General features: G+C 51.9%; 18 protein-coding genes. 8 read left to right on the plus strand and 10 right to left on the minus strand.

Going from position 1 to position 21,927, the window contains the following annotated elements; genetic code table 11:
• Positions 1–4: 4 nt before the first annotated feature.
• The 6 genes from yacL to pdhR all read right to left on the minus strand — a co-directional run bounded on the left by yacL (position 5) and on the right by pdhR (position 10,606).
• Positions 5–370: a protein YacL gene (gene yacL, locus ACT3RT_RS10375; RefSeq protein ID WP_034787239.1), complete on the minus strand. Its 366-nt coding sequence runs from the start codon at positions 368–370 to the stop codon at positions 5–7.
• 76 nt (positions 371–446) lie between these two features.
• Complete coding sequence (acnB, locus tag ACT3RT_RS10380; RefSeq protein ID WP_324254502.1) at positions 447–3,044, minus strand: bifunctional aconitate hydratase 2/2-methylisocitrate dehydratase; 2,598 nt, start codon at positions 3,042–3,044, stop codon at positions 447–449.
• A gap of 407 nt (positions 3,045–3,451) precedes the next feature.
• Positions 3,452–4,876, minus strand: a complete 1,425-nt coding sequence (lpdA, locus tag ACT3RT_RS10385) for a dihydrolipoyl dehydrogenase (protein ID WP_353503897.1) — start codon at positions 4,874–4,876, stop codon at positions 3,452–3,454.
• Between the two features lie 215 nt (positions 4,877–5,091).
• Positions 5,092–6,987: a pyruvate dehydrogenase complex dihydrolipoyllysine-residue acetyltransferase gene (gene aceF, locus ACT3RT_RS10390; protein ID WP_185688562.1), complete on the minus strand. Its 1,896-nt coding sequence runs from the start codon at positions 6,985–6,987 to the stop codon at positions 5,092–5,094.
• Positions 6,988–7,000: 13 nt separating this feature from the next.
• A complete protein-coding gene (aceE, locus tag ACT3RT_RS10395) occupies positions 7,001–9,664 on the minus strand; it encodes a pyruvate dehydrogenase (acetyl-transferring), homodimeric type (RefSeq protein ID WP_353501011.1) in 2,664 nt (887 codons plus the stop codon).
• Between the two features lie 171 nt (positions 9,665–9,835).
• Positions 9,836–10,606, minus strand: a complete 771-nt coding sequence (pdhR, locus tag ACT3RT_RS10400; protein WP_034787223.1) for a pyruvate dehydrogenase complex transcriptional repressor PdhR — start codon at positions 10,604–10,606, stop codon at positions 9,836–9,838.
• A 437-nt stretch (positions 10,607–11,043) separates the two neighbouring features.
• On the opposite strand from pdhR, the gene aroP reads away from it, so the two are divergent.
• Positions 11,044–12,420 (plus strand): aromatic amino acid transporter AroP, encoded by a 1,377-nt coding sequence (gene aroP / locus ACT3RT_RS10405; RefSeq protein WP_396131638.1) that lies wholly within the window; start codon positions 11,044–11,046, stop codon positions 12,418–12,420.
• A gap of 98 nt (positions 12,421–12,518) precedes the next feature.
• Here aroP and ampE read toward each other — a convergent pair whose 3' ends face one another.
• Together ampE and ampD are read right to left on the minus strand one after the other, a co-directional pair.
• Positions 12,519–13,373 (minus strand): beta-lactamase regulator AmpE, encoded by an 855-nt coding sequence (gene ampE / locus ACT3RT_RS10410; protein WP_353501009.1) that lies wholly within the window; start codon positions 13,371–13,373, stop codon positions 12,519–12,521.
• 67 nt (positions 13,374–13,440) lie between these two features.
• Positions 13,441–14,010, minus strand: coding sequence for a 1,6-anhydro-N-acetylmuramyl-L-alanine amidase AmpD (gene ampD / locus ACT3RT_RS10415; RefSeq protein ID WP_353501008.1), 570 nt, complete (start codon positions 14,008–14,010; stop codon positions 13,441–13,443).
• Between the two features lie 94 nt (positions 14,011–14,104).
• Here ampD and nadC point away from each other — a divergent pair, with 94 nt between their 5' ends.
• The 4 genes from nadC (at position 14,105) to hofC (ending at position 18,448) form a co-directional block, all read left to right on the plus strand.
• A complete protein-coding gene (nadC, locus tag ACT3RT_RS10420) occupies positions 14,105–14,998 on the plus strand; it encodes a carboxylating nicotinate-nucleotide diphosphorylase (protein WP_353501007.1) in 894 nt (297 codons plus the stop codon).
• 293 nt (positions 14,999–15,291) lie between these two features.
• Positions 15,292–15,759: a prepilin peptidase-dependent pilin gene (gene ppdD / locus ACT3RT_RS10425; RefSeq protein WP_353501006.1), complete on the plus strand. Its 468-nt coding sequence runs from the start codon at positions 15,292–15,294 to the stop codon at positions 15,757–15,759.
• On the plus strand, positions 15,756–17,231 hold the full coding sequence (gene gspE, locus ACT3RT_RS10430; RefSeq protein WP_353501005.1) for a type II secretion system protein GspE: 1,476 nt from the start codon (positions 15,756–15,758) through the stop codon (positions 17,229–17,231). The genes ppdD and gspE overlap by 4 nt, the downstream gene beginning before the upstream one ends.
• On the plus strand, positions 17,228–18,448 hold the full coding sequence (gene hofC, locus ACT3RT_RS10435; RefSeq protein ID WP_496202948.1) for a protein transport protein HofC: 1,221 nt from the start codon (positions 17,228–17,230) through the stop codon (positions 18,446–18,448). The genes gspE and hofC overlap by 4 nt, the downstream gene beginning before the upstream one ends.
• Positions 18,449–18,505: 57 nt before the next feature.
• Here the strand turns inward: hofC and ACT3RT_RS10440 are convergent, their stop codons facing one another.
• Positions 18,506–19,549 carry a GMP reductase gene (locus tag ACT3RT_RS10440; RefSeq protein WP_034787211.1) on the minus strand — a complete coding sequence of 348 codons (1,044 nt, stop codon included), beginning with the start codon at positions 19,547–19,549 and terminating at the stop codon, positions 18,506–18,508.
• A 255-nt stretch (positions 19,550–19,804) separates the two neighbouring features.
• Between ACT3RT_RS10440 and coaE the strand changes: the two genes are divergently transcribed.
• The 3 genes from coaE to yacG are packed head-to-tail and all read left to right on the plus strand — an operon-like array spanning position 19,805 to position 21,388.
• Positions 19,805–20,434 (plus strand): dephospho-CoA kinase, encoded by a 630-nt coding sequence (gene coaE / locus ACT3RT_RS10445; RefSeq protein WP_496202949.1) that lies wholly within the window; start codon positions 19,805–19,807, stop codon positions 20,432–20,434.
• Positions 20,427–21,179, plus strand: a complete 753-nt coding sequence (gene zapD, locus ACT3RT_RS10450) for a cell division protein ZapD (protein WP_496200526.1) — start codon at positions 20,427–20,429, stop codon at positions 21,177–21,179. Before coaE ends, zapD begins: the two co-directional genes overlap by 8 nt.
• Before the next feature lie 8 nt (positions 21,180–21,187).
• Entirely contained in the window at positions 21,188–21,388 is a 201-nt protein-coding gene (gene yacG, locus ACT3RT_RS10455) for a DNA gyrase inhibitor YacG (RefSeq protein ID WP_485903095.1), read from the plus strand.
• 62 nt (positions 21,389–21,450) lie between these two features.
• Here yacG and mutT read toward each other — a convergent pair whose 3' ends face one another.
• The gene (gene mutT, locus ACT3RT_RS10460) at positions 21,451–21,852 is read right to left on the minus strand and encodes an 8-oxo-dGTP diphosphatase MutT (RefSeq protein ID WP_485903094.1); all 402 of its coding nucleotides are present in this window, start codon (positions 21,850–21,852) and stop codon (positions 21,451–21,453) included.
• Positions 21,853–21,927: the final 75 nt, after the last annotated feature.

The following is a 21,927-nucleotide window of genomic DNA, read 5'->3' on the forward strand; positions in this document are numbered from 1 at the left end:
GGGCTTACCGATAGGTGGTGACGAAAGAACGGTACTTCTCGAGGACTTGCAGAAAGTCCTCTACGCCGCAAAACGCCAGACTCTCTTCATCATAATAGCTCATGCCCTCTTCCATTTCGTCGCCTTCAAAACCGAGCTGGTTGGCGCGGATCATCACTTCATCATCGGCCAGCAGTAGCGTGTATTCGTGGCCTTCAATCTGGCACTGCCGCTCGCTGCCTTTCAACTCGGCAAGGGCCGCTTCGACTTTATCCAATACGCTCAAGTCGCCTTTGACTTCTTCGTTCAGCCAGTGGCCCAGAACCTCATGCCCCATTGAAAAACGAACTTTGACCTCACCGGTGATATCACGCAAAAAATCGTAGTCCATGGTTGAGTCCTCTGAAAATTCATAACAAAAAGGGGAGCCGAGGCTCCCCTTTCAACAATGGTCAGAATATAACGATTTAGACTGCGGTTTGGAAGATAACGCCGTCAGCTTTGTCAGTATATTCGCTCAGCTTGTCGAAGTTCAGATAACGGTAGGTGTCTACCGCTGTCTTGTCCACTTCGGCCATATAGCCCAGATACTCTTCCGGCGTTGGCAAGCGACCCAGCAGGGAAGCCACCGCGGCCAGCTCTGCCGAGGCCAGATAGACGTTTGCGCCATTGCCTAGACGGTTCGGGAAGTTACGGGTAGAGGTTGAAACCACGGTCGAGCCGTCGGCCACGCGTGCCTGGTTACCCATGCACAGTGAACAGCCTGGGATTTCAACACGCGCACCGCTCTTACCGAAGACGCTGTAATAGCCCTCTTCTGTCAACTGAGCCGCATCCATTTTGGTCGGTGGAGCAACCCACAGACGAGTCGGCAACGCGCCTTTATGGCTGTCGAGAAGTTTACCTGCTGCGCGGAAGTGACCGATGTTGGTCATGCAAGAACCGATGAACACTTCATCAATTTTGCTGTTCTGCACAGAAGAAAGCAGACGAGCGTCGTCCGGGTCGTTTGGCGCACAAAGGATTGGCTCTTTGATCTCAGCCAGATCGATTTCAATCACTGCCGCGTATTCCGCGTCAGCATCGGCTTCGAGCAGGTTTGGATTCGCCAGCCACTCTTCCATGCCTTTGATGCGGCGCTCGATGGTACGACGATCGCCGTAACCTTCAGAGATCATCCACTTTAACAGCACGATGTTGGAGCTGAGGTACTCTTTGATCGGCGCCTGATCCAGTTTGATCGTACAACCCGCCGCCGAACGCTCTGCGGACGCATCCGCCAGTTCAAAGGCTTGTTCGACTTTCAGCTCTGGCAGACCTTCGATTTCCAGAATACGGCCGGAGAACAGGTTCTTCTTACCTTTCTTCTCAACGGTCAGGTGACCTTCTTGAATTGCGTAGTAAGGGATCGCATGAACCAGATCACGCAGGGTGATACCCGGTTGCATCTTACCTTTGAAACGCACCAGAACGGATTCTGGCATATCAAGGGGCATCACGCCGGTTGCTGCCGCAAAGGCCACCAGCCCGGAACCAGCCGGGAAGGAGATGCCGATTGGGAAGCGAGTGTGTGAGTCGCCGCCGGTGCCGACGGTGTCTGGCAACAGCATGCGGTTCAGCCATGAGTGGATGATACCGTCACCCGGGCGCAGTGAAACACCGCCACGGTTCATGATGAAGTCTGGCAGAGTGTGGTGAGTCGTCACGTCAACCGGCTTAGGATAAGCGGCGGTATGACAGAAAGACTGCATCACTAAATCAGCCGAGAAGCCCAAGCAGGCCAGGTCTTTCAACTCATCACGGGTCATTGGACCTGTGGTGTCCTGAGAGCCTACGGAGGTCATCTTAGGTTCGCAGTATTCACCAGGACGAATCCCGGCAACGCCACAGGCGCGGCCAACCATTTTTTGTGCCAGTGAGAAGCCTTTGTCGCTCTTAGCAACTGGCTTAGCGATACGGAACACGTCGCTAGTTGGCAGTTTCAGAGACTCACGGGCTTTGGTGGTTAAGCCACGGCCGATGATCAATGGAATACGGCCACCGGCGCGAACTTCGTCCAGCAAGACGTCAGTTTTCAGCTCAAACTTAGCAATCACTTCGCCAGTGTCGTGGTTACGCACTTCGCCGAGGTACGGGAAGATGTCGATAACATCGCCCATGTTCAGGTCAGAAACGTCCACTTCGATTGGCAGCGCGCCCGCATCTTCCATAGTGTTGAAGAAGATAGGTGCGATTTTGCCGCCCAGCACCACACCGCCGCCGCGCTTGTTCGGCACGAATGGGATGTCGTCGCCCATGAACCACAACACGGAGTTGGTTGCAGATTTACGGGAAGAGCCGGTACCGACTACGTCACCCACGTAAGCCAGCGGGAAGCCTTTTTTGTTCAGTTCTTCGATCTGTTTAATTGGACCTACGCTGCCCGGCGCGTCAGGCACGATGCCTTCGCGTTCGTTTTTCAGCATAGCCAGCGCGTGCAGAGGGATATCTGGACGGGACCAGGCATCCGGAGCAGGCGACAAATCGTCGGTATTGGTTTCGCCCGTGACTTTGAAAACGGTAACGGTGATTTTCTCGGCCAGCTTTGGACGAGACAGGTACCATTCCGCATCAGCCCAGGACTGAAGAATCTTTTTCGCGTGCTCATTGCCTGCCTGCGCTTTCTCTTCCACATCGTAGAAGTTGTCGAACATCAGCAGAGTATGGGACAGCGCTTTAGCCGCGATAGGTGCCAGTTTGGCATCTTCCAGTGCGTCGATCAGCGGGTGAATGTTGTAGCCGCCCTGCATGGTGCCCAGCAGTTCAATGGCTTTTTCAGGGGTAACCAACGGGGAGGTTGTTTCGCCTTTGGCGACGGCAGCCAGGAATCCGGCTTTAACATAGGCGGCTTCATCAACGCCTGGCGGTACACGATTAATCAGCAGGTCTAACAGAGTGTCTTCTTCGCCTTTCGGCGGATTTTTCAGTGACTCAACCAACGCTGCCATCTGTGAAGCATCAAGTGGCTTAGGGACGATGCCCTCTGCAGCACGCTCGGCTACGTGCTTACGGTATTCTTCTAGCACGACTTTCTCCTCGCTCTCATTGTCATTTATTATGCCTGGCTTCCATCATCAGAACGGCGTCATGCCTGTAGGGGCAGGGTTTTTCAATCTTTCTGATGAATCGGGACACTGCGGGTATGTTGATTTCTTTGTCGTCATAACAAGTCCTTGAACCTAAGCACAGTGGCCCTTTGCGCCGAGGCAGCATAGCAGGATTTATCTCGCTTGTTAATTCGTTCACATAAAAGCAACATTAAATCTTTGCTGAATCGTTGAGCGCAGACGGATCGACTGCGCGCCCTCTCGCCGCGCATTAGAACAGCATAATAGGCTTAGATTAACAAGGGATTAAAGGCGGGTTCTGGCAAATAGCGGACATAAAAAAACGGCGCCTTTCAGCGCCGTTTGTTCAAACTCTAAAGCTTAAATTATTTCTTTTTCGCTTTAGGGTTCGGCAGGTCAGTGATGCTGCCTTCGTAGATTTCTGCTGCCAGACCCACGGACTCGTGCAGAGTCGGGTGAGCATGGATGGTCAGCGCGATATCTTCTGCATCACAACCCATTTCAATCGCCAGACCGATTTCGCCCAACAGCTCGCCGCCGTTAGTACCGACAATAGCACCACCAATTACGCGGTGAGATTCTTTGTCGAAGATCAGTTTGGTCATGCCGTCTGCGCAGTCGGAAGCGATAGCACGGCCAGAAGCAGCCCACGGGAAGGTGGCGGTTTCGTAGCTGATGCCTTTCTCTTTCGCTTCTTTCTCAGTCAGACCGACCCAAGCAACTTCTGGCTCAGTGTAAGCGATGGATGGAATCACTTTCGGATCGAAGTAGTGTTTCTTGCCAGAGATAACTTCGGCAGCCACGTGGCCTTCGTGCACGCCTTTGTGTGCCAGCATTGGCTGACCGACGATGTCGCCGATAGCAAAGATGTGTGGCACGTTGGTGCGCATTTGTTTGTCGACGTGGATGAAACCGCGGTCGTCAACTTCAATGCCTGCTGCGCCAGCTTCCAGCGATTTGCCGTTTGGCACGCGGCCGATTGCCACCAGCACTGCGTCATAACGCTGTGGTTCTGCAGGGGCTTTCTTGCCTTCCATTGTTACGTAGATGCCGTCTTCTTTGGCTTCAACAGCGGTAACTTTGGTTTCCAGCATCAGGTTGAATTGCTTGCTGATTTTCTTGGTAAAGACTTTAACAACGTCTTTGTCAGCCGCAGGGATAACCTGATCGAACATTTCCACTACGTCGATTTTTGAACCCAGCGCGTGGTAAACGGTACCCATTTCCAGACCGATGATACCACCGCCCATGACCAGCAGACGCTCTGGGACGGTTTTCAGCTCAAGCGCATCCGTTGAGTCCCAAACGCGTGGGTCATCATGTGGAATAAATGGCAGTTTGATTGGACGGGAACCCGCCGCAATGATCGCATTGTCGAAGTTGATGGTGGTAGCACCGTTTTCGCCTTCAACAACCAGAGTGTTCGCGCCAGTAAATTTGCCCAAGCCGTTCACGACTTTGACTTTACGGCCTTTCGCCATACCTGCCAGACCACCGGTCAGCTGGTTGATGACTTTTTCTTTCCAGACACGCACTTTGTCGATGTCGGTTTTCGGCTCGCCGAAAATAATGCCGTGCTCTTCCAAAGCTTTAGCTTCGGAGATGACTTTCGCCACGTGCAACAGGGCTTTGGAAGGGATACAGCCAACGTTCAGACACACGCCACCGAGGGTGGAATAACGTTCAACCAGAACTGTCTCAAGACCTAAATCAGCGCAACGGAAAGCAGCAGAATAGCCCGCAGGGCCCGCCCCAAGTACCACGACCTGAGTTTTAATTTCAGTACTCATCATGACCTCTTAATTGTTTGTCCGGCGGGTCAGACGTCTTTATTTATGTCGTAACGCCCATCGTCCACCGGGTCGTTCTATCGCCCGCAGTTTACAAAATTGTTAACAAATTTGAAACAACAAACGGCATACGATTTGTGCTTTGCTACTGATAATCCCCAACAGCATGGCGAGATTAGCAGAAAAAAGCCGGCCGTTTGGCCGGCTTTTTTGGCTTACATCACCAAGCGGCGAATGTCAGACAACACGTTGTTAATGATGGTAATGAAGCGCGCACCATCCGCACCGTCGATAACACGGTGGTCGAAGGAGAGCGACATTGGCATCATCAGGCGCGGTGTGAACTCTTTACCGTTCCAGACTGGCTCCATTGCGGACTTGGAGACACCGAGGATCGCCACTTCTGGCGCATTGACGATTGGCGCGAAGTGGGTCGTCCCGATACCACCAAGGCTAGAGATAGTGAAGCAACCGCCCTGCATTTCGCCAGCAGTCAGCTTACCGTCACGCGCTTTCTTGGAGATAGCCATCAGTTCGCGGGACAGCTCAGCGATACCTTTCTTGTTCACGTCTTTAAAGACTGGAACAACCAGGCCGTTAGGCGTATCAACCGCAACACCGATATTGATGTATTTTTTCAGCGTCAGCTTCTGACCATCTTCGGACAGAGAACTGTTGAAGCGAGGCATTTGCTCAAGAGCAGCTGCAACGGCTTTCATGATGAAGACGACTGGGGTGAATTTCACATCCAGTTTGCGTTTAGCCGCTTCGTCATTCTGCTGTTTACGGAAAGCTTCCAGTTCGGTGATATCGGTTTTGTCGAAGTGCGTAACGTGCGGGATCATCACCCAGTTACGGCTCAGGTTAGCACCAGAGATTTTCTGGATACGACCCAATTCAACTTCTTCGATTTCACCAAACTTGCTGAAGTCGACTTTCGGCCATGGCAGCATGCCTGGCAGACCGCCGCCAGTTGCTGCAGCAGGTGCAGCTTCAGCGCGTTTCACGGCTTCTTTCACGTAAGTCTGCACGTCTTCGCGCAGGATACGGCCTTTACGACCCGTGCCCTTCACTTTCGCCAGGTTCACACCGAATTCGCGCGCCAGGCGACGAATAACCGGAGTCGCGTGAACGTAGGCATCGTTCTCAGCGAACTCGCCTTTGCTTTCTGCTTTAGCAGCAGGTGCAGCGGCTTTTTGTTCTTGCTTAGCCGGTGCAGCCGCTTCTTCTTTCTTAGCAGCAGGAGCTGGAGCAGCGCCTTCTACTTCGAAGACCATGATCAGGGAGCCGGTGCTAACTTTGTCGCCCGCAGCGATTTTGATCTCTTTCACGGTACCCGCGAACGGAGCCGGAACTTCCATTGAAGCTTTGTCGCCTTCAACGGTGATCAGAGACTGCTCAGCGGTGACTTTGTCGCCCACTTTAACCATGATTTCAGTGACTTCTACTTCGTCGCCGCCGATATCCGGTACGTTGACTTCTTTGCTGCCCGACGCCGCTGGGGCTGCCGGTGCGGCTTCAGATTTAGCTTCTTCTTTAGCCGGAGCCGCTGAACCAGAACCTGCAACCTCGAACACCATGATCAGAGAGCCGGTGCTGACTTTGTCGCCCGCAGCGATTTTGATCTCTTTCACGGTACCCGCGAACGGAGCCGGAACTTCCATTGAGGCTTTGTCGCCTTCAACAGTGATCAGGGACTGTTCTGCTTCAACTTTGTCGCCAACTTTAACCATGATCTCGGTAACTTCAACTTCGTCACCACCGATGTCCGGTACGCTGACTTCTTTGCTTTCGCTTGAAGCCGCAGCAGCAGGTTTCTCTTCTGCTTTCGGTGCTGCTTTCTCTTCGGCTTTAGCAGGTGCTGCATCAGCAGCACCTTCAGCGGAATCGAAGATCATGATCAGTTTGCCGGTTTCAACCGAGTCGCCCACTGCCACTTTAATCTCTTTCACAACACCCGCTTGTGGTGAAGGAACTTCCATTGAAGCCTTGTCGCCTTCAACAGTGATCAGCGACTGTTCAGCTTCAACTTTATCGCCGACCTTCACCATAATTTCGGTGACTTCAACTGCATCTGCACCGATATCAGGTACGTTAATTTCAATAGCCATCTGTCTTTACCTCTTATGCCAGACGCGGGTTAACTTTGTCAGCATCGATGCCGAACTTGGTAATGGCCTCAGCCACAACCTTCACATCGATCTCGCCACGTTTGGCCAGTTCGCCCAGCGCAGCAACCACAACGTAGGAAGCATCAATTTCGAAGTGGTGACGCAGGTTTTCGCGGCTGTCAGAACGACCGAAGCCGTCGGTGCCCAGTACGCGGAAATCGCTGGCAGGAACGAAGTTACGGATCTGCTCGGCGAACAGCTTCATGTAGTCAGTAGAAGCCACTACCGGTGCATCGTTCATCACCTGTGCAACATAAGGAACACGCGGTGCCTCAGTTGGGTGCAGCATGTTCCAGCGTTCACAGTCTTGACCATCACGAGCCAGCTCGGTGAAGGAAGTCACGCTATAAACGTCAGAACCTACGCCGTAGTCTTTCGCCAGGATCTGCGCTGCTTCACGTACGTGACGCAGGATAGAACCGGAGCTCATCAGCTGCACTTTGCCTTTGCTACCTTCCACGGTTTCTAACTTGTAGATACCTTTACGGATGCCTTCTTCCGCGCCTTCTGGCATGGCTGGCATGTGGTAGTTTTCGTTCAGCGTAGTGATGTAGTAATAAATGTTCTCTTGCGCTTCGCCGTACATACGAGTCAGGCCGTCATGCATGATGACTGCAACTTCGTAAGCGTAAGCTGGGTCGTAAGAAATACAGTTAGGGATAGTCAGAGACTGAATGTGGCTGTGACCATCTTCGTGCTGCAAGCCTTCGCCGTTAAGCGTTGTACGACCAGAAGTACCACCGACCAAGAAGCCACGAGCCTGTTGGTCACCCGCTGCCCAGCACAGGTCGCCGATACGTTGGAAACCGAACATGGAGTAGTAGATGTAGAACGGGATCATTGGCAGATCGTTGGTGCTGTAAGAAGTCGCTGCGGCCAGCCATGAAGATGCGGCGCCCAGTTCGTTGATACCTTCCTGCAGGATCTGACCTTTCTCGTCTTCTTTATAGTAAGCAACCTGCTCACGGTCTTGCGGGGTGTATTGCTGACCGTTCGGGCTGTAAATACCAATCTGACGGAACAGACCTTCCATACCGAAAGTACGCGCTTCATCGGCGATGATCGGTACCAGACGGTCTTTGATAGAGTCGTTTTTCAGCATCACGTTCAGAGCACGCACGAAAGCGATAGTGGTAGAGATCTCTTTCTTCTGCTCTTCCAGCAGCTGAGAGAAGTCTTCCAGTTTCGGCAGTTCAAGCTTCTGAGTGAAGTTAGGCAGACGCGTTGGCAGGTAGCCTTTCAGCGCCTGACGACGTTCATGCAGGTACTTGTACTCTGCAGAGTCTTTTTCCAGCTGAATGTATGGCAGTTTTTCCAGGTTTTCATCGGTCACTGGCACGCTGAAACGGTCGCGGATATAACGCACACCGTCCATGTTCATTTTCTTAACCTGGTGAGCGATGTTTTTGCCTTCTGCTGATTCACCCATGCCGTAACCTTTGATGGTGTGAGCAAGGATCACAGTTGGCTGGCCTTTGGTGTTCTGCGCTTTGTTCAGTGCAGCAAAGACTTTCTTCGGATCATGACCACCACGGTTAAGTGCCCAGATCTCGTCGTCGGTCATATCTTTAACCAACTCAGCAGTTTCTGGATAACGACCGAAGAAGTGCTCACGAACGTATTTGCCGTCACGAGACTTGAAGGTCTGGTAGTCGCCGTCAACGGTTTCGTTCATCAGTTGGATCAGTTTACCGGAGGTGTCTTTACGTAACAGCGCATCCCAACGGTTGCCCCAAATCACTTTGATCACGTTCCAGCCAGCGCCCGCGAAGATGCCTTCCAGTTCGTTGATGATTTTGCCATTACCAGTAACCGGGCCATCAAGGCGCTGCAGGTTACAGTTAATGATGAAGCACAGGTTGTCCAGCTTCTCACGGGTCGCGATAGTTATCGCACCTTTAGATTCTGGCTCATCCATCTCACCGTCGCCGAGGAACGCGTAAACGCGCTGCGCGGAGGTGTCTTTCAGACCACGGTGTTCAAGATATTTCAGGAACTTAGCCTGATAGATAGCACCGATTGGACCCAGACCCATAGAAACGGTCGGGAACTGCCAGAATTCAGGCATCAGTTTAGGGTGCGGATAAGAAGAAAGACCTTTACCGTGAACTTCCTGACGGAAATTGTTCATCTGGTCTTCGGTCAGGCGGCCTTCAAGGAAAGCACGCGCGTACACGCCTGGAGAGATGTGGCCTTGGAAGTACACCAAGTCGCCGCCATCATTCTCATTGCGAGCACGGAAGAAATGGTTGAAGCACACTTCGTAAATAGCTGCTGAAGACTGGAAGGAGGACATGTGGCCGCCGAGATCCAGGTCTTTTTTAGAGGCACGCAGAACGGTCATGATCGCGTTCCAGCGGATAGCAGTACGAATGTTGCGTTCCAGCTCCAGGTTACCCGGATACTCAGGTTCGTCTTCAACAGCGATGGTGTTGACATAGTTACGGCTGGCAGCGCCAGCTGCGACGCTTACGCCGCCCTTACGTGCTTCATTCAGAACCTGATCAAGCAGGAACTGTGCACGCTCAACACCCTCTTCACGGATGACCGATTCGATCGCTTGTAGCCAGTCGCGAGTTTCGATCGGATCCACGTCATTATTTACACGTTCTGACATGGTGCTTTTCCTTATCTGTATCTAATACGTTGGTTTATCTGGAGCCTGTCTTCCTGCGCTCTGATGTTGCTGTTGCAGAAAGTGCGTGCCACTCAAAGCACACGAAGACAGGCCCGTCAGTTTAGTTGCCGCAGTTCTCAAAATAAGAACGTCAACGTTGGTCCTGGTGGACTAGTTTTCTTCCTTGCGTTGCTGTAGTCGACGTAAAGACCGATCGCGACGACTGCGCTCCCGGCTGACATCCAGCATGACTTCCTCAATAAACGCCAGGTGACGATGTGATGCTTCACGCGCTTTTTCCGGTTCGCGTGCCACAATCGCCTCGAAAATCCCAGCGCGATGCTTGCTCACCACCGCCAGCATTTCCCGGCGCGCATAGAGCAATTCAAAATTCTGTCGAACGTTTTTCTCCAGCATTGGCCCCATACAGCGAAGCAAATGCAGCAGCACCACATTATGCGCGGCTTCTGTGACAGCCACTTGATACTGCATAACGGCGTCCGCTTCGGCGTCAAGATCTCCGCTATCCTGCGCGACCTGAATCAACACGTGACAGTCGCGGATGCGTTGCAAATCATCGTCAGTGCCACGAAGCGCGGCGTAATAAGCCCCAATGCCTTCTAGAGCATGACGAGTTTCAAGGAGATCAAATTGTGACTCAGGATGATCGGCGAGTAATTCTGCCAGTGGGTCACTCACGCTTTGCCAGAGATTACTCTGCACGAAAGTGCCACCACCCTGACGGCGCAGGAGCAACCCTTTGGCCTCAAGACTTTGGATTGCTTCTCTTAGAGAAGGACGCGAAACATCAAACTGCTTTGCCAGTTCACGCTCAGGGAGAAGTTTTTCACCCGGGCGCAGCGTCCCTTCAAGTATTAGGAACTCAAGTTGCTGCTCGATCACATCTGACAACTTAGGTTGTCGAATTTTGCTGTAAGCCATGTGACGGTCTCTACGAATAGCAATCTGCGAGTAGCACATCTGTGAGTGCACGGAGTAAATTGGTAATACCAATTTAAAAAACGTGGCCGTAAAGTAACAAAGTATTCACCTTGTGTCCATATGGTCGCCCCGCAAATGAGCAAGGCTCGCACATTTTAACAAATATTTAGCATTCCTATTTTTTGCTCGGGTCGGGATCACATTTTTTAGATCTGGGACAAATTTCCACATTATTTGCTTATGAGTTATTCAAATGCTGCATAAAGCAGGTGCAAACTTTTTCGCATACCACTATTCTTGCCCCAACGGTAGTTCATGCTGATTTTTTGCTTCATGACAGCCGTAAATAAATAGATACAATAACTGTAATCATCGCCTTACAACTTGCTTAACTTGCAGATTTGTATGGGGTTTACCCAAACACAGAGGATCAGTAGATGGATGATCGACAACATGGCGATGAGCTGAAGCGCGGGTTAAAAAACCGCCACATTCAGTTGATTGCGCTGGGCGGGGCTGTCGGGACAGGCCTGTTTCTGGGCAGCGCCTCCGTTATCCAGTCCGCGGGCCCGGGAATTATCCTTGGCTACATTATTGCTGGATTTATAGCTTTTTTGATTATGCGTCAGCTGGGTGAGATGGTCGTGGAAGAGCCTGTAGCAGGCTCATTTAGCCATTTTGCCTATAAATATTGGGGGGGTTTTGCTGGCTTCGCGTCGGGCTGGAACTACTGGGTGCTTTACATCCTGGTTGCCATGGCAGAACTGACCGCCGTCGGTAAATACATTCAATTCTGGTGGCCGGAGATCCCAACATGGGCCTCTGCAGCAGCTTTCTTCGTGCTGATTAACGCCATCAACCTCACCAACGTCAAAGTGTTTGGTGAGATGGAATTCTGGTTTGCAATCATTAAGGTTGTGGCCGTTGTTGCCATGATCCTGTTCGGCGGCTGGTTGCTGTTCAGCGACACCGCTGGCCCGCAGGCAACCGTGCGAAACCTGTGGGAACAAGGCGGATTCCTGCCTCACGGCATGACCGGGCTAGTCATGATGATGGCGATCATTATGTTCTCGTTTGGCGGCCTTGAGCTGGTTGGTATTACTGCCGCAGAAGCCGATAATCCAGAGGTCAGCATTCCAAAAGCGACCAATCAGGTTATCTACCGCATCCTGATTTTCTATGTGGGTTCGCTGGCAGTGCTGCTTTCACTGATGCCTTGGACGCGCGTAGGGCCAGACACCAGCCCGTTCGTACTGATTTTCCATGAGCTTGGAGACGCGCTGGTGGCTAACGCCCTGAACGTGGTTATCCTGACGGCGGCGCTGTCGGTCTATAACAGCTGCGTATACTGCAACAGCCGTATGCTGTTCGGCCTTGCTCAACAGGGCAATGCGCCAAAAGCCTTGCTCAATGTGGATAAACGCGGCGTGCCGGTAAGCTCAATTCTGGTGTCAGCTGCGACTACCGCGCTTTGCGTATTGATTAACTACCTGATGCCGGGCGAAGCCTTTGGACTGCTGATGGCGTTGGTGGTTTCAGCATTGGTGATCAACTGGGCGATGATCAGCCTGGCACACATCAAGTTCCGCCAGGCTAAACGTAAAGAAGGCGTGGAGCCGAAGTTCAAAGCGCTGCTCTATCCAGTCGGTAACTACATCTGCCTGCTCTTTATGGCGGCAATTCTGGTGATTATGGCTATCACCCCGGGCATGGCCATCTCCGTATGGCTGATCCCTGTGTGGATCGCCATTCTGGCCGTGGGTTACCTGCTGAAAAGCAAAAATAGTAAAGCGTTGAACGCAGCGGCAAAGTAAGGTATTTCATTTACAAGCGTTCTGGCTTATAGATGTTAAAAGTAAAAAGCCCGGTGAATAATCGGGCTTTTTTTTATGGGCGGGAGGTTTGCTCGAGCTTAAACCAGAGTGCCGTAAATGGTCAGAATAGCAACCACCACCAGAATAATCATGGTGACTTTTCGCGCCAGAGAGACAGCAGAGCGCGGCGTTTGCACCGGGTCGGTATGCGGGTCACGGGCCAGAGAGAACTGTGCCAGATTAGTCAAAACCTGATATTGCGATGTGTGGATATCCCCCAGAGAAGCAAACCATGCTGGCAGCGCTTTCTCGCCATGTCCCAGCAGCGCGTAAGCCACACCCGCCAGCCGAACAGGGATCCAATCCAGAATATGCAATAAGGCATCCACACCAGACTGCGAACGTTTCATCGGCGTGGTATGGCGCGCCAGCCAAGTTTGATAGCCACGCAAGACGGCGTAACCACCCAGCGCAATTGGGCCGTAAGGACCGAAAACCACGAACCAAAACAGCGGTGCCAGATAGTAGCGGAAGTTAATCCACAGCAGCGCGTTTTGTAACTCTCTTAGCCGAACTTCTTCAGTACAATCAACCGGTAAACCGTGGATCAGGGCTAGCTCCTCGGCCATAGCCGAACAAGCGTTAGCATCTCCCTGACGCGCTGCCTTGAGATAGGCACGGTAATGCTTGCGCTTAATACCCGCGCCGATGCAGAACAGGCAAATCACTACCCAAAGAATTAAAGATGGCACGCCGAAGAAGAAACCGTGAAACGCCCGCAGTACCAGCCACAGCAGGGCCATCCAGACAATGGCAATCGCCAGAGTTTTCGTCAGGCTGGCATTATGCCCGCGACGGAAAATCACTTCGAAACGATGATCTAACTGCCAGTGCTCGCCCAATTTGAACAGGCGCTCCCAAGCCAGCACCAACAATAAGGTAAATAACGTCATCGGTAATTACTCTCTCTGTTGCACGTCAAGGGCGGAAAATAGCCCATCCATTACGCCGTAGTTTACGTCAGTCCCTGTCGCTCTCGTTAACCTGATGTTGCCCTAATGATGACAAATAGTGCTCCCACTGAAACTCAGGGCCGGGGTCCGTTTTGCGGCCGGGGGCGATGTCACTGTGACCAGTGATGCTATCAACACTAATAGGATAGTGCTTAATTAACAACTCACTAACTGAAATCAGGCTTTGATATTGCGCCTCGGTAAAGGGGTCGGAATCCGTCCCTTCCAGCTCAATACCAATTGAAAAGTCGTTACAGCGCTCCCTTCCCTGCCACACCGAAACGCCAGCATGCCATGCACGTTTGTCGAAAGGCACATACTGCACAATCTCCCCATCACGACGAATCAGACAGTGCGCCGCCACGCGTAAATGATGGATATCAGCAAAATAAGGGTGCTCGTTGGGGTCCAGCGTTCCGGTAAACAGTTGATCAATATAAGGACCGCCAAACTGACCGGGCGGCAGGCTGATGTTATGAATAACCAGCAACGAAGGAATTTCATCTTCAGGGCGAAGATCAAAGTGCGGGGAAATTACCTTTCGGGCTTCGGTAATCCAGCCATTTTCTAACTGCATCAAGGACCTCAACGGTGGGCTTTGGTGGTACTTATTACGGCAACAGGGTAGCATGTTTTTTTCTCTCCCTTAGCCGCCATTTCGGAGTATTTGTATGTCTACCCGCAGCTACAGCCTTGAAAGTCGCCGGGCGCTGTTACTCGAACGTATTCAAAATGATATCCCTGCATCAGTGACTCAGGCACTGGGCGAAGACCTCGGTGGTGAGGCCAACGCCGATAACGATCTGACTGCCCAACTTCTCGATGAAAACACGCTCGCAAAGGCGACAATTATTACCCGAGAAGCCGGCATTTTTTGTGGCCAGAAATGGCTTGATGAAGTGTTCAACCAGCTGAGCAACGGCAGTGTCACAATCTCATGGAAGGTACAGGACGGCGACAAAGTGGTTGAGAATCAAACCCTTTGTGAGCTTTCTGGGTCTGCGCGCGTGCTGCTGACCGGCGAACGTACTGCATTGAACTTCGTACAAACCTTATCGGGCGTCGCCACCGAAGTGAGCCATTACGTGAAGCTGCTGGAAGGCACCCAAACCCGCCTGCTGGATACCCGTAAAACCCTGCCAGGCCTGCGCACCGCGCTGAAATATGCCGTGCTTTGCGGCGGTGGCAGCAACCACCGTTTAGGTCTGGCCGATGCATTCCTGATAAAAGAGAATCACATCATTGCCAGCGGCTCGATCAAAGCCGCCGTTGCCAAGGCGCAGCAGATCCACGCCAGCGTGCCCGTTGAGGTTGAAGTCGAAACCCTCGATGAGCTGCAACAGGCCCTGGATGCCGGAGCAGATATCATCATGCTCGATAACTTCACCGTGCCGATGATGCGCGATGCCGTTGCTCTCACCAATCAGCGTGCGCAGCTCGAAGTGTCTGGCAACGTCACTGACAAAACCCTGCGCGAATTTGCCGAGACGGGTGTCGATTACATCTCCGTCGGCGCTTTAACCAAGCATATCCGCGCCATGGACCTCTCCATGCGCTTTAGCTAATCCTTTTAGCTTCTCATTGTTACCTCGCCCTCTGTCATCAGAGGGCATTTCTCTTCCTGCCTTACCTTCTATCACCTTATTTCTTGTAATACGGAATTCTTCTGACCCCAACCTTCAACATTGCGAGACATGCCGCAATCTTTGCGGGCTTTTGCATGCGCTCATTTTAATTTCTGGAGGTGTCGCGGAGAGCCGTTCAACGGGAGTAGCACCTGAAAATATTAATCGCTAAGTTGCTGGCCAAGGGCGATGGAGGCCCGATTTCAAGCCATTAATATTAAGGAGAAATGCACATGACGAGAAACAATCAGCTTAGACAACAAGGATTTACACTTATCGAACTGATGGTGGTGATTGCCATTATTGCCATACTCAGCGCCATTGGTATTCCGGCCTACCAAAGTTACATTCAAAAAGCCGCGCTCACCGATATGCTGCAAACCATGGTGCCCTATAAAACCGGCGTTGAGCTTTGCGCTATTGATCAGGGCACCCTCACCCCCTGCAATATCGCCACTCAAGGCATTCCGGCGACGGCCGCAACGCGCTATGTCAGTCAGGTTGCCGTGGCAGCGGGCGTGATCACCCTGACAGGCCAACAGGCGCTAAATGGTTTAAGCGTGGTGATGGCCCCTTCCCTCAATGCCACCTCAGGAACAATCAGCTGGAGCAGAACCTGCACCAATACCCAAAACGCAGTAATGAAACAGGCTTGTGAAAGCGTCTTCCGCTTTGCCACACCGCCTAAGGCTGCGGAATGAACATATCAGCAAGCCATACTCACCCGACTGACGAAGCGCTTGATAAGCTTTGCCAGCGCTATAAAGCCATTGTTTTACACAAGGATGATTCAATCATACGGGTCGCCTGTCATGAAATTGAAAGCGATACCGATGCACTTAAAAAGGCGCTTGAATTTGCCTGTGCCCTAAAAATTGAAATTGAATTGTGGACTGCGGAACGTTTCACCCAGGCCATCGAAAAATCTACGGCTTCTCAACAAGAAGTGGCGTTAGAAGAACCGACGGCTATGGCGTCAGTGCTCTCCACCAGCAGTAACGAGCTGGATGATGACAGTGAAGCGCCGGTGGTGAATTTCTTAAATCAGGTTCTGCGCACTGCCATACTTCGCCGCGCTTCAGATATCCATTTCGAGCCTAATGAAAATGCTCTGCGTATCCGTTTACGCATTGATGGGGTGTTGCAGGAGATCCCAGGGCCAGAGGCTTCAATGACCGCCAGCCTGTGCGCTCGAATCAAAATCATGGGCCAGCTCAATGTGGCAGAACGAAGATTGCCGCAGGACGGGCAACTGATGGTGACACTACAAAACCAACGCTTTTCACTGCGTATCTCTTCGCTGCCCACGCTTTATGGTGAAAAAATCGTCTTGCGGGTGCTGAAGATCACTGAGCAAGATTTAGGGTTGGACCAGCTGGGTTTCACTCCACGAGATTTATGCCATTACATCAACGCCTTGAAATGCCCGCAGGGGCTGATTCTGGTCACTGGCCCAACAGGCAGTGGCAAAACCGTCACGCTGTATGGCGGTTTGCGGCACCTGAATGCTGTACAGCGTAATATCTGTAGCGTCGAGGACCCGGTCGAGATCCCCGTGACGGGTATTAATCAAACCCAGATTAATACCAAAACGGATTTAAGCTTCGCTACCGTGCTGCGCGCCCTACTGCGGCAAGATCCCGACGTCATCATGGTTGGCGAAATACGCGATCAGGAAACGGCTGAAATCGCCATCAAGGCGGCACAAACGGGCCATATGGTGCTGTCGACTCTGCACACCAATTCAACTTGCGAAACCCTTAATCGATTGGGGCAGATGGGTATTGAGGGCTATCACATTGCCGCCAGTTTAAAGCTGGTGATTGCCCAACGGCTGGTACGCAAGCTCTGTCCACACTGTCGAAAACCTCATGCTTCTTTCGTCAATCATAGTGAGAAAGGCCGCCCCGGCCCGATGCCGTTATGGATTGCAGTAGGCTGTGAGCGCTGCTATCAAGGCTATTATGGCAGGACGGGGATTTATGAGATTTTAACCATTACTCCTGCGCTACAACAGGCACTGGTTAATGGCGCAAGCGTGACAGATTTGAATAAAATTGCGCGCTCGCAGGGATATAAAACGCTGATGGAAGCGGGGATGTTGCTGGTCCAGCAAGGTACTACCTCGCTGGAGGAGCTCTATCGCGTTTCAGGTGAAGGAGAAGCTGCATGACTGAAGCTCATCCGCCAACACATCGCCTGAATTTGTATCGCTGGGAGGGTGTCGACGCGCTTGGCCACTTCCAGTCAGGAGAACTGCTAGCGACGGATGAGCTTGCCGTGCATCAACAACTTTTCACCATGGCTCTTCAGCCGATCAGAGTGAAACGCCACCAGAGGGTACGCGCGTCCTATTGGAAAGGTGCCGACCTGATTGCCTTTATCCGGCAATTGGCGACGCTGCTACAAACGGGGCTACCTCTGGTGAACAGCTTGACGCTGCTGGCGAAGGAGCATCCGAAAGCGCCATGGCGATGCATTCTGCAAAATATTTTCACCGGAGTGCGCGAGGGCACTCCGCTTTCCGCCATGGTGGGGCAGTTTCCGCAGGTTTTTCCCGTTATCTTTCGCCGTATTATTGCTATTGGGGAAATGACCGGGCAGCTTGACCATTGCTGCTTACAGTTGGCTCTACAGCAGGAAAAACAGGCGGAATTGAGCCAGAAGGTGAAAAAAGCGCTGAGATATCCGCTGATCGTATTAGCGATTGCCAGCACGGTGACCATTTTAATGCTAACCATGGTTTTGCCGGAATTCGCTAAAATCTATGCATCATTTGACGCCCAGCTCCCTTGGTTTACTACCCTACTGATCCTTGCCTCGCAGGGATTGATACGTTTTGGTCCGGCAACAACTTTTCTTATCATTATTGCCGTCGTCTTTTATTTCAAAAAATATCATCCCCAGGCCCTGTGGCGTAGTCGAGAACAGAGGTTACTGATGCGCGTGCCGCTGATCCGAAACCTCATAGCAGACAGCTGCTTAGGGCAGATTTTCCAAACGCTGGCCATGACGCAACAGGCGGGTTTGACACTCATTGCTAGCCTAGAAGCTGCGGCAACGGCTTCAACCAATCTGCTATTTGAGCAGGCTATTTTAGACATTAAGCATCAAATCGCTCTTGGTACGCCCCTACACCAAGCCTTTGGCCATTCGCCCCTATTCCCTTCCCTCTGCCAGCAGTTGATTCATATTGGCGAAGAGTCAGGGTCACTGGATGAAATCTTATTGAAACTCGCTCAGTGGCATAACCAGCAGGCAAACCAGTTGGCCGACACCATGGCGCAGTCCATCGAGCCACTGATGATGGTGGTCATGGGGGTCTTAGTGGGGGGTTTAGTGATAGCGATGTACTTGCCGATATTCCAGCTGGGTGCAGCTATGGGGTGAAGCAGGTGAGGCAGAGAGCACGGCGGCCATAGGCAAAAGCCACCGTGCCCGAGCGAGTTATTTAGAGCCGAAAAGACGGTTTTCTTGCTCAGCTACGCGAATAAACGTGGTTCGCTTAGTCAGCTCTTTTAGACGCTCTGCGCCGACATAGGTGCAGGCAGAACGTAATCCGCCGAGGATGTCGCGAACGGTATTTTCCACCGGCCCGCGTAAAGGCAGTTTTACCGTTTTACCTTCAGCAGCGCGATATTCTGCAACGCCACCAACGTGGCGCTTCATGGCAGATTCAGAGCTCATGCCGTAGAACAGCATGAACTTCTCGCCATCTTCCTCAACCACGGTACCTTCGCACTCGTCATGGGCAGCCAGCATACCGCCGAGCATCACGAAGTCAGCACCGCCGCCAAAGGCTTTGGCGACATCGCCCGGCACGGCACATCCACCATCACTGACGATTTGGCCGCCTAGGCCGTGTGCCGCGTCAGCACATTCAATTACGGCAGAGAGCTGCGGGTAGCCCACGCCGGTTTTTACACGCGTGGTGCAGACTGAGCCAGGTCCAATCCCAACTTTGACGATATCTGCGCCAGAGAGGATCAGTTCTTCAACCATTTCGCCCGTCACGACGTTACCGGCGCAAATCACTTTGTCTGGGCATGCTTCACGCACGCGCTGCAAGAAAGAGACAAAATGCTCTGAATAGCCGTTGGCAACATCAAGACACACAAATTTAAGAAGCGGAGAAAGCGCCAAAATCTGCTTCAGCTTGGTGAAATCAGACTCTGAAGTGCCGGTAGAAACCATAACGTGACGCAGGACAGATTCATTGGACGCATCGACGAACGCCTTCCATTGTTCAACGCTGTAGTGCTTATGCACCGCGGTAAGAACGTCGAATGAAGCGAGAGCCTGCGCCATACGGAAAGTCCCCACGGTATCCATATTGGCCGCAATAATCGGGGTGCCAGACCAGCTGAAACCGGGGTGTTTGAAGGTGAAAGTGCGCTCTAACTCTACTTCTGAACGGCTTTTGAGGGTAGAACGTTTTGGCCGGATTAAAACGTCTTTGAAACCTAACTTCAAATCTTCTTCAATACGCATGAGGTCATGTCCTGGTTTGTTGCGATAAATCGTGGCGACGGATCGCTAAGGTACAAACGGGGTTGTTTGCCACCCTTTCCAGTGGTTTTATCATACGCAGGAAAACCGTAACGGCAAGACTGCTTTCACAACTTTAATCACAGACTTTGAATCTGCAATTAAGCGAAACCTTGAGCTAAAAGCGAGACCAGCCCGGCTTGCACTTACTCATAATCTCTTTATCATTTAAGCCAACAGTCTTTTTAGAGTGAACGCATGAGTTATATCGTTGCATTGACCGGGGGTATTGGCAGCGGCAAAAGTACGGTCGCCGACAGCTTCGCCCGCCACGGCGTGAGTATCGTTGATGCTGACGTCATTGCTCGCCAGGTAGTAGAACCTGAGCAACCGGCATTACAGGCTTTAATTGATCACTTTGGCAAAGAGATTGCTCATGATGACGGCTCGCTGAATCGCGGCGCATTGCGACAAAAAATCTTCACTCATCCAGAAGAAAAACAGTGGGTTAATCAGCTTCTTCACCCTTTAATTCATGCCAGAACGCGCGAACTTTTCGCGGCGGCGACAACCCCCTATCTCCTTTGGGTTGTTCCTTTGCTGGTGGAGAACGGATTGCATAGCGTGGCGGATCGCGTGTTGGTGGTGGATGTCAGCGAACAGACGCAGCTAGCCAGAACCATGCAGCGCGATGGTATCAGCCTACAGCAGGCTCAAAGTATTCTGTCTGCGCAAGCGACTCGCCAACAGCGATTAGCCTGCGCGGATGACATTATTGATAACAACGGTGGTGCCGAGACGCTCGAACCGCGTGTTGCTTCATTACATAGCCGTTATCTGGAATTGGCGGCTTCAGCGACCCGACAGGATATTGACAAGAATGAGTGATGTAGTAACTACCGTTCTCTTTGAACATCCTTTAAATGAAAAAATGCGGACATGGCTGCGCATTGAGTTTTTATTGCAGCAGATGCATGCTAATACTCAAATCACGTCCATTTCTACCGCGTTACTTTTTTTCCGCACTGCGTCTGATTTATTGGACGTTCTGGAGCGTGGAGAAGTAAGGACTGATTTACTCAAAGAGCTAGAACGCCAGCAGCAAAAGCTATCGCAATGGCAAGATGTTCCCGGCGTTGATCTTTCACGCATAGATTCCCTGCGTGCAGAACTCAAGCACACTGCGGCCATATTGATGAAAGCCCCGCGAATCGGCCAGGCGCTGCGCGAAGACCGGCTGATGGCGCTGGTTCGTCAACGCCTCAGTATTCCCGGCGGCTGCTGTAGTTTCGACTTGCCAACCCTGCATATCTGGCTGCATCTGCCACAGTCTCAGCGTGACGGCGACGTGCAGGAGTGGCTCGCAACCCTTAATCCGCTGAATAATGCGCTGACGCAGGTATTAGATTTAATTCGCCAATCTGGTGCATTTAAAAATCAAATCAGCCTCAATGGATTCTTCCAAGAGAATGCCGAAGGCGCCGATCTTTTAAGATTGCGTATCTCTTTGGAAAATCAGCTGTATCCGCAAGTGTCTGGCCATAAAACCCGTTACGCCATTCGGTTCTTGCCACTCGATAGCGAACGTGGTCAAGTGCCTGCCAGACTGACTTTTGAACTTGCCTGTTGTTAGGAGTAAAGATGGACCCTGAAATTACCATGGTAAACTGCCCGACCTGCGGCAAAGCCGTAGTCTGGGGCGAACAGAGCCCTTATCGACCTTTCTGCTGCAAGCGTTGCCAGCTTATCGACCTTGGCGAATGGGCTGACGAAGAGAAGCGCATTCCAAGCAAAGGCGATATCAATGATCTGGATGACTGGAGTGAAGAGGAAATTCATTAATCCGGCGTTTCAGCCAGTCAATAAAAAAGGAGCCTTAGGCTCCTTTTTTACTTTGGCGCGAGTTAAATCTCACCATTATTTAAGGCCTTAACGATAGACTCATTGGCCGGAGGGAAATCTTCTACTTTTAGCTCGGTCTGGGGTACCCAGCGCATTGGCTGCCCCTCTTTGCCATAAGGCTCACCCTGCCACTGCTCCACCAGGTGGAAATGCAGGTTAATCACGCGATCCGGGAAGATATGCTCAAGGCTTTTAATCAGCACCGGCTTTTCAGCCACAATACCCGCCTCTTCCTGCAACTCGCGAATCACCGCCTGCACAGGCGTTTCGCCCTGCTCGACTTTACCGCCCGGAAACTCCCAGAACCCAGCCATATGTGAGGAAGCATCGCGCTGAGTAATGAAGATCTCTTTCTGCGCGTTACGAATAATTCCCACCGAAATAGTGATTCTTTTCAGCGACATGTTTCCATCCTTATTCATCTTAAGGTGCTGACCATAAGCAAAGGGCGGTGATTAACCGCCCTTTGACTTTATAGA

It is taken from the genome of Ewingella sp. AOP9-I1-14 (assembly GCF_052375995.1).
Classification (GTDB): Bacteria; Pseudomonadota; Gammaproteobacteria; order Enterobacterales; family Enterobacteriaceae; genus Ewingella; species Ewingella allii.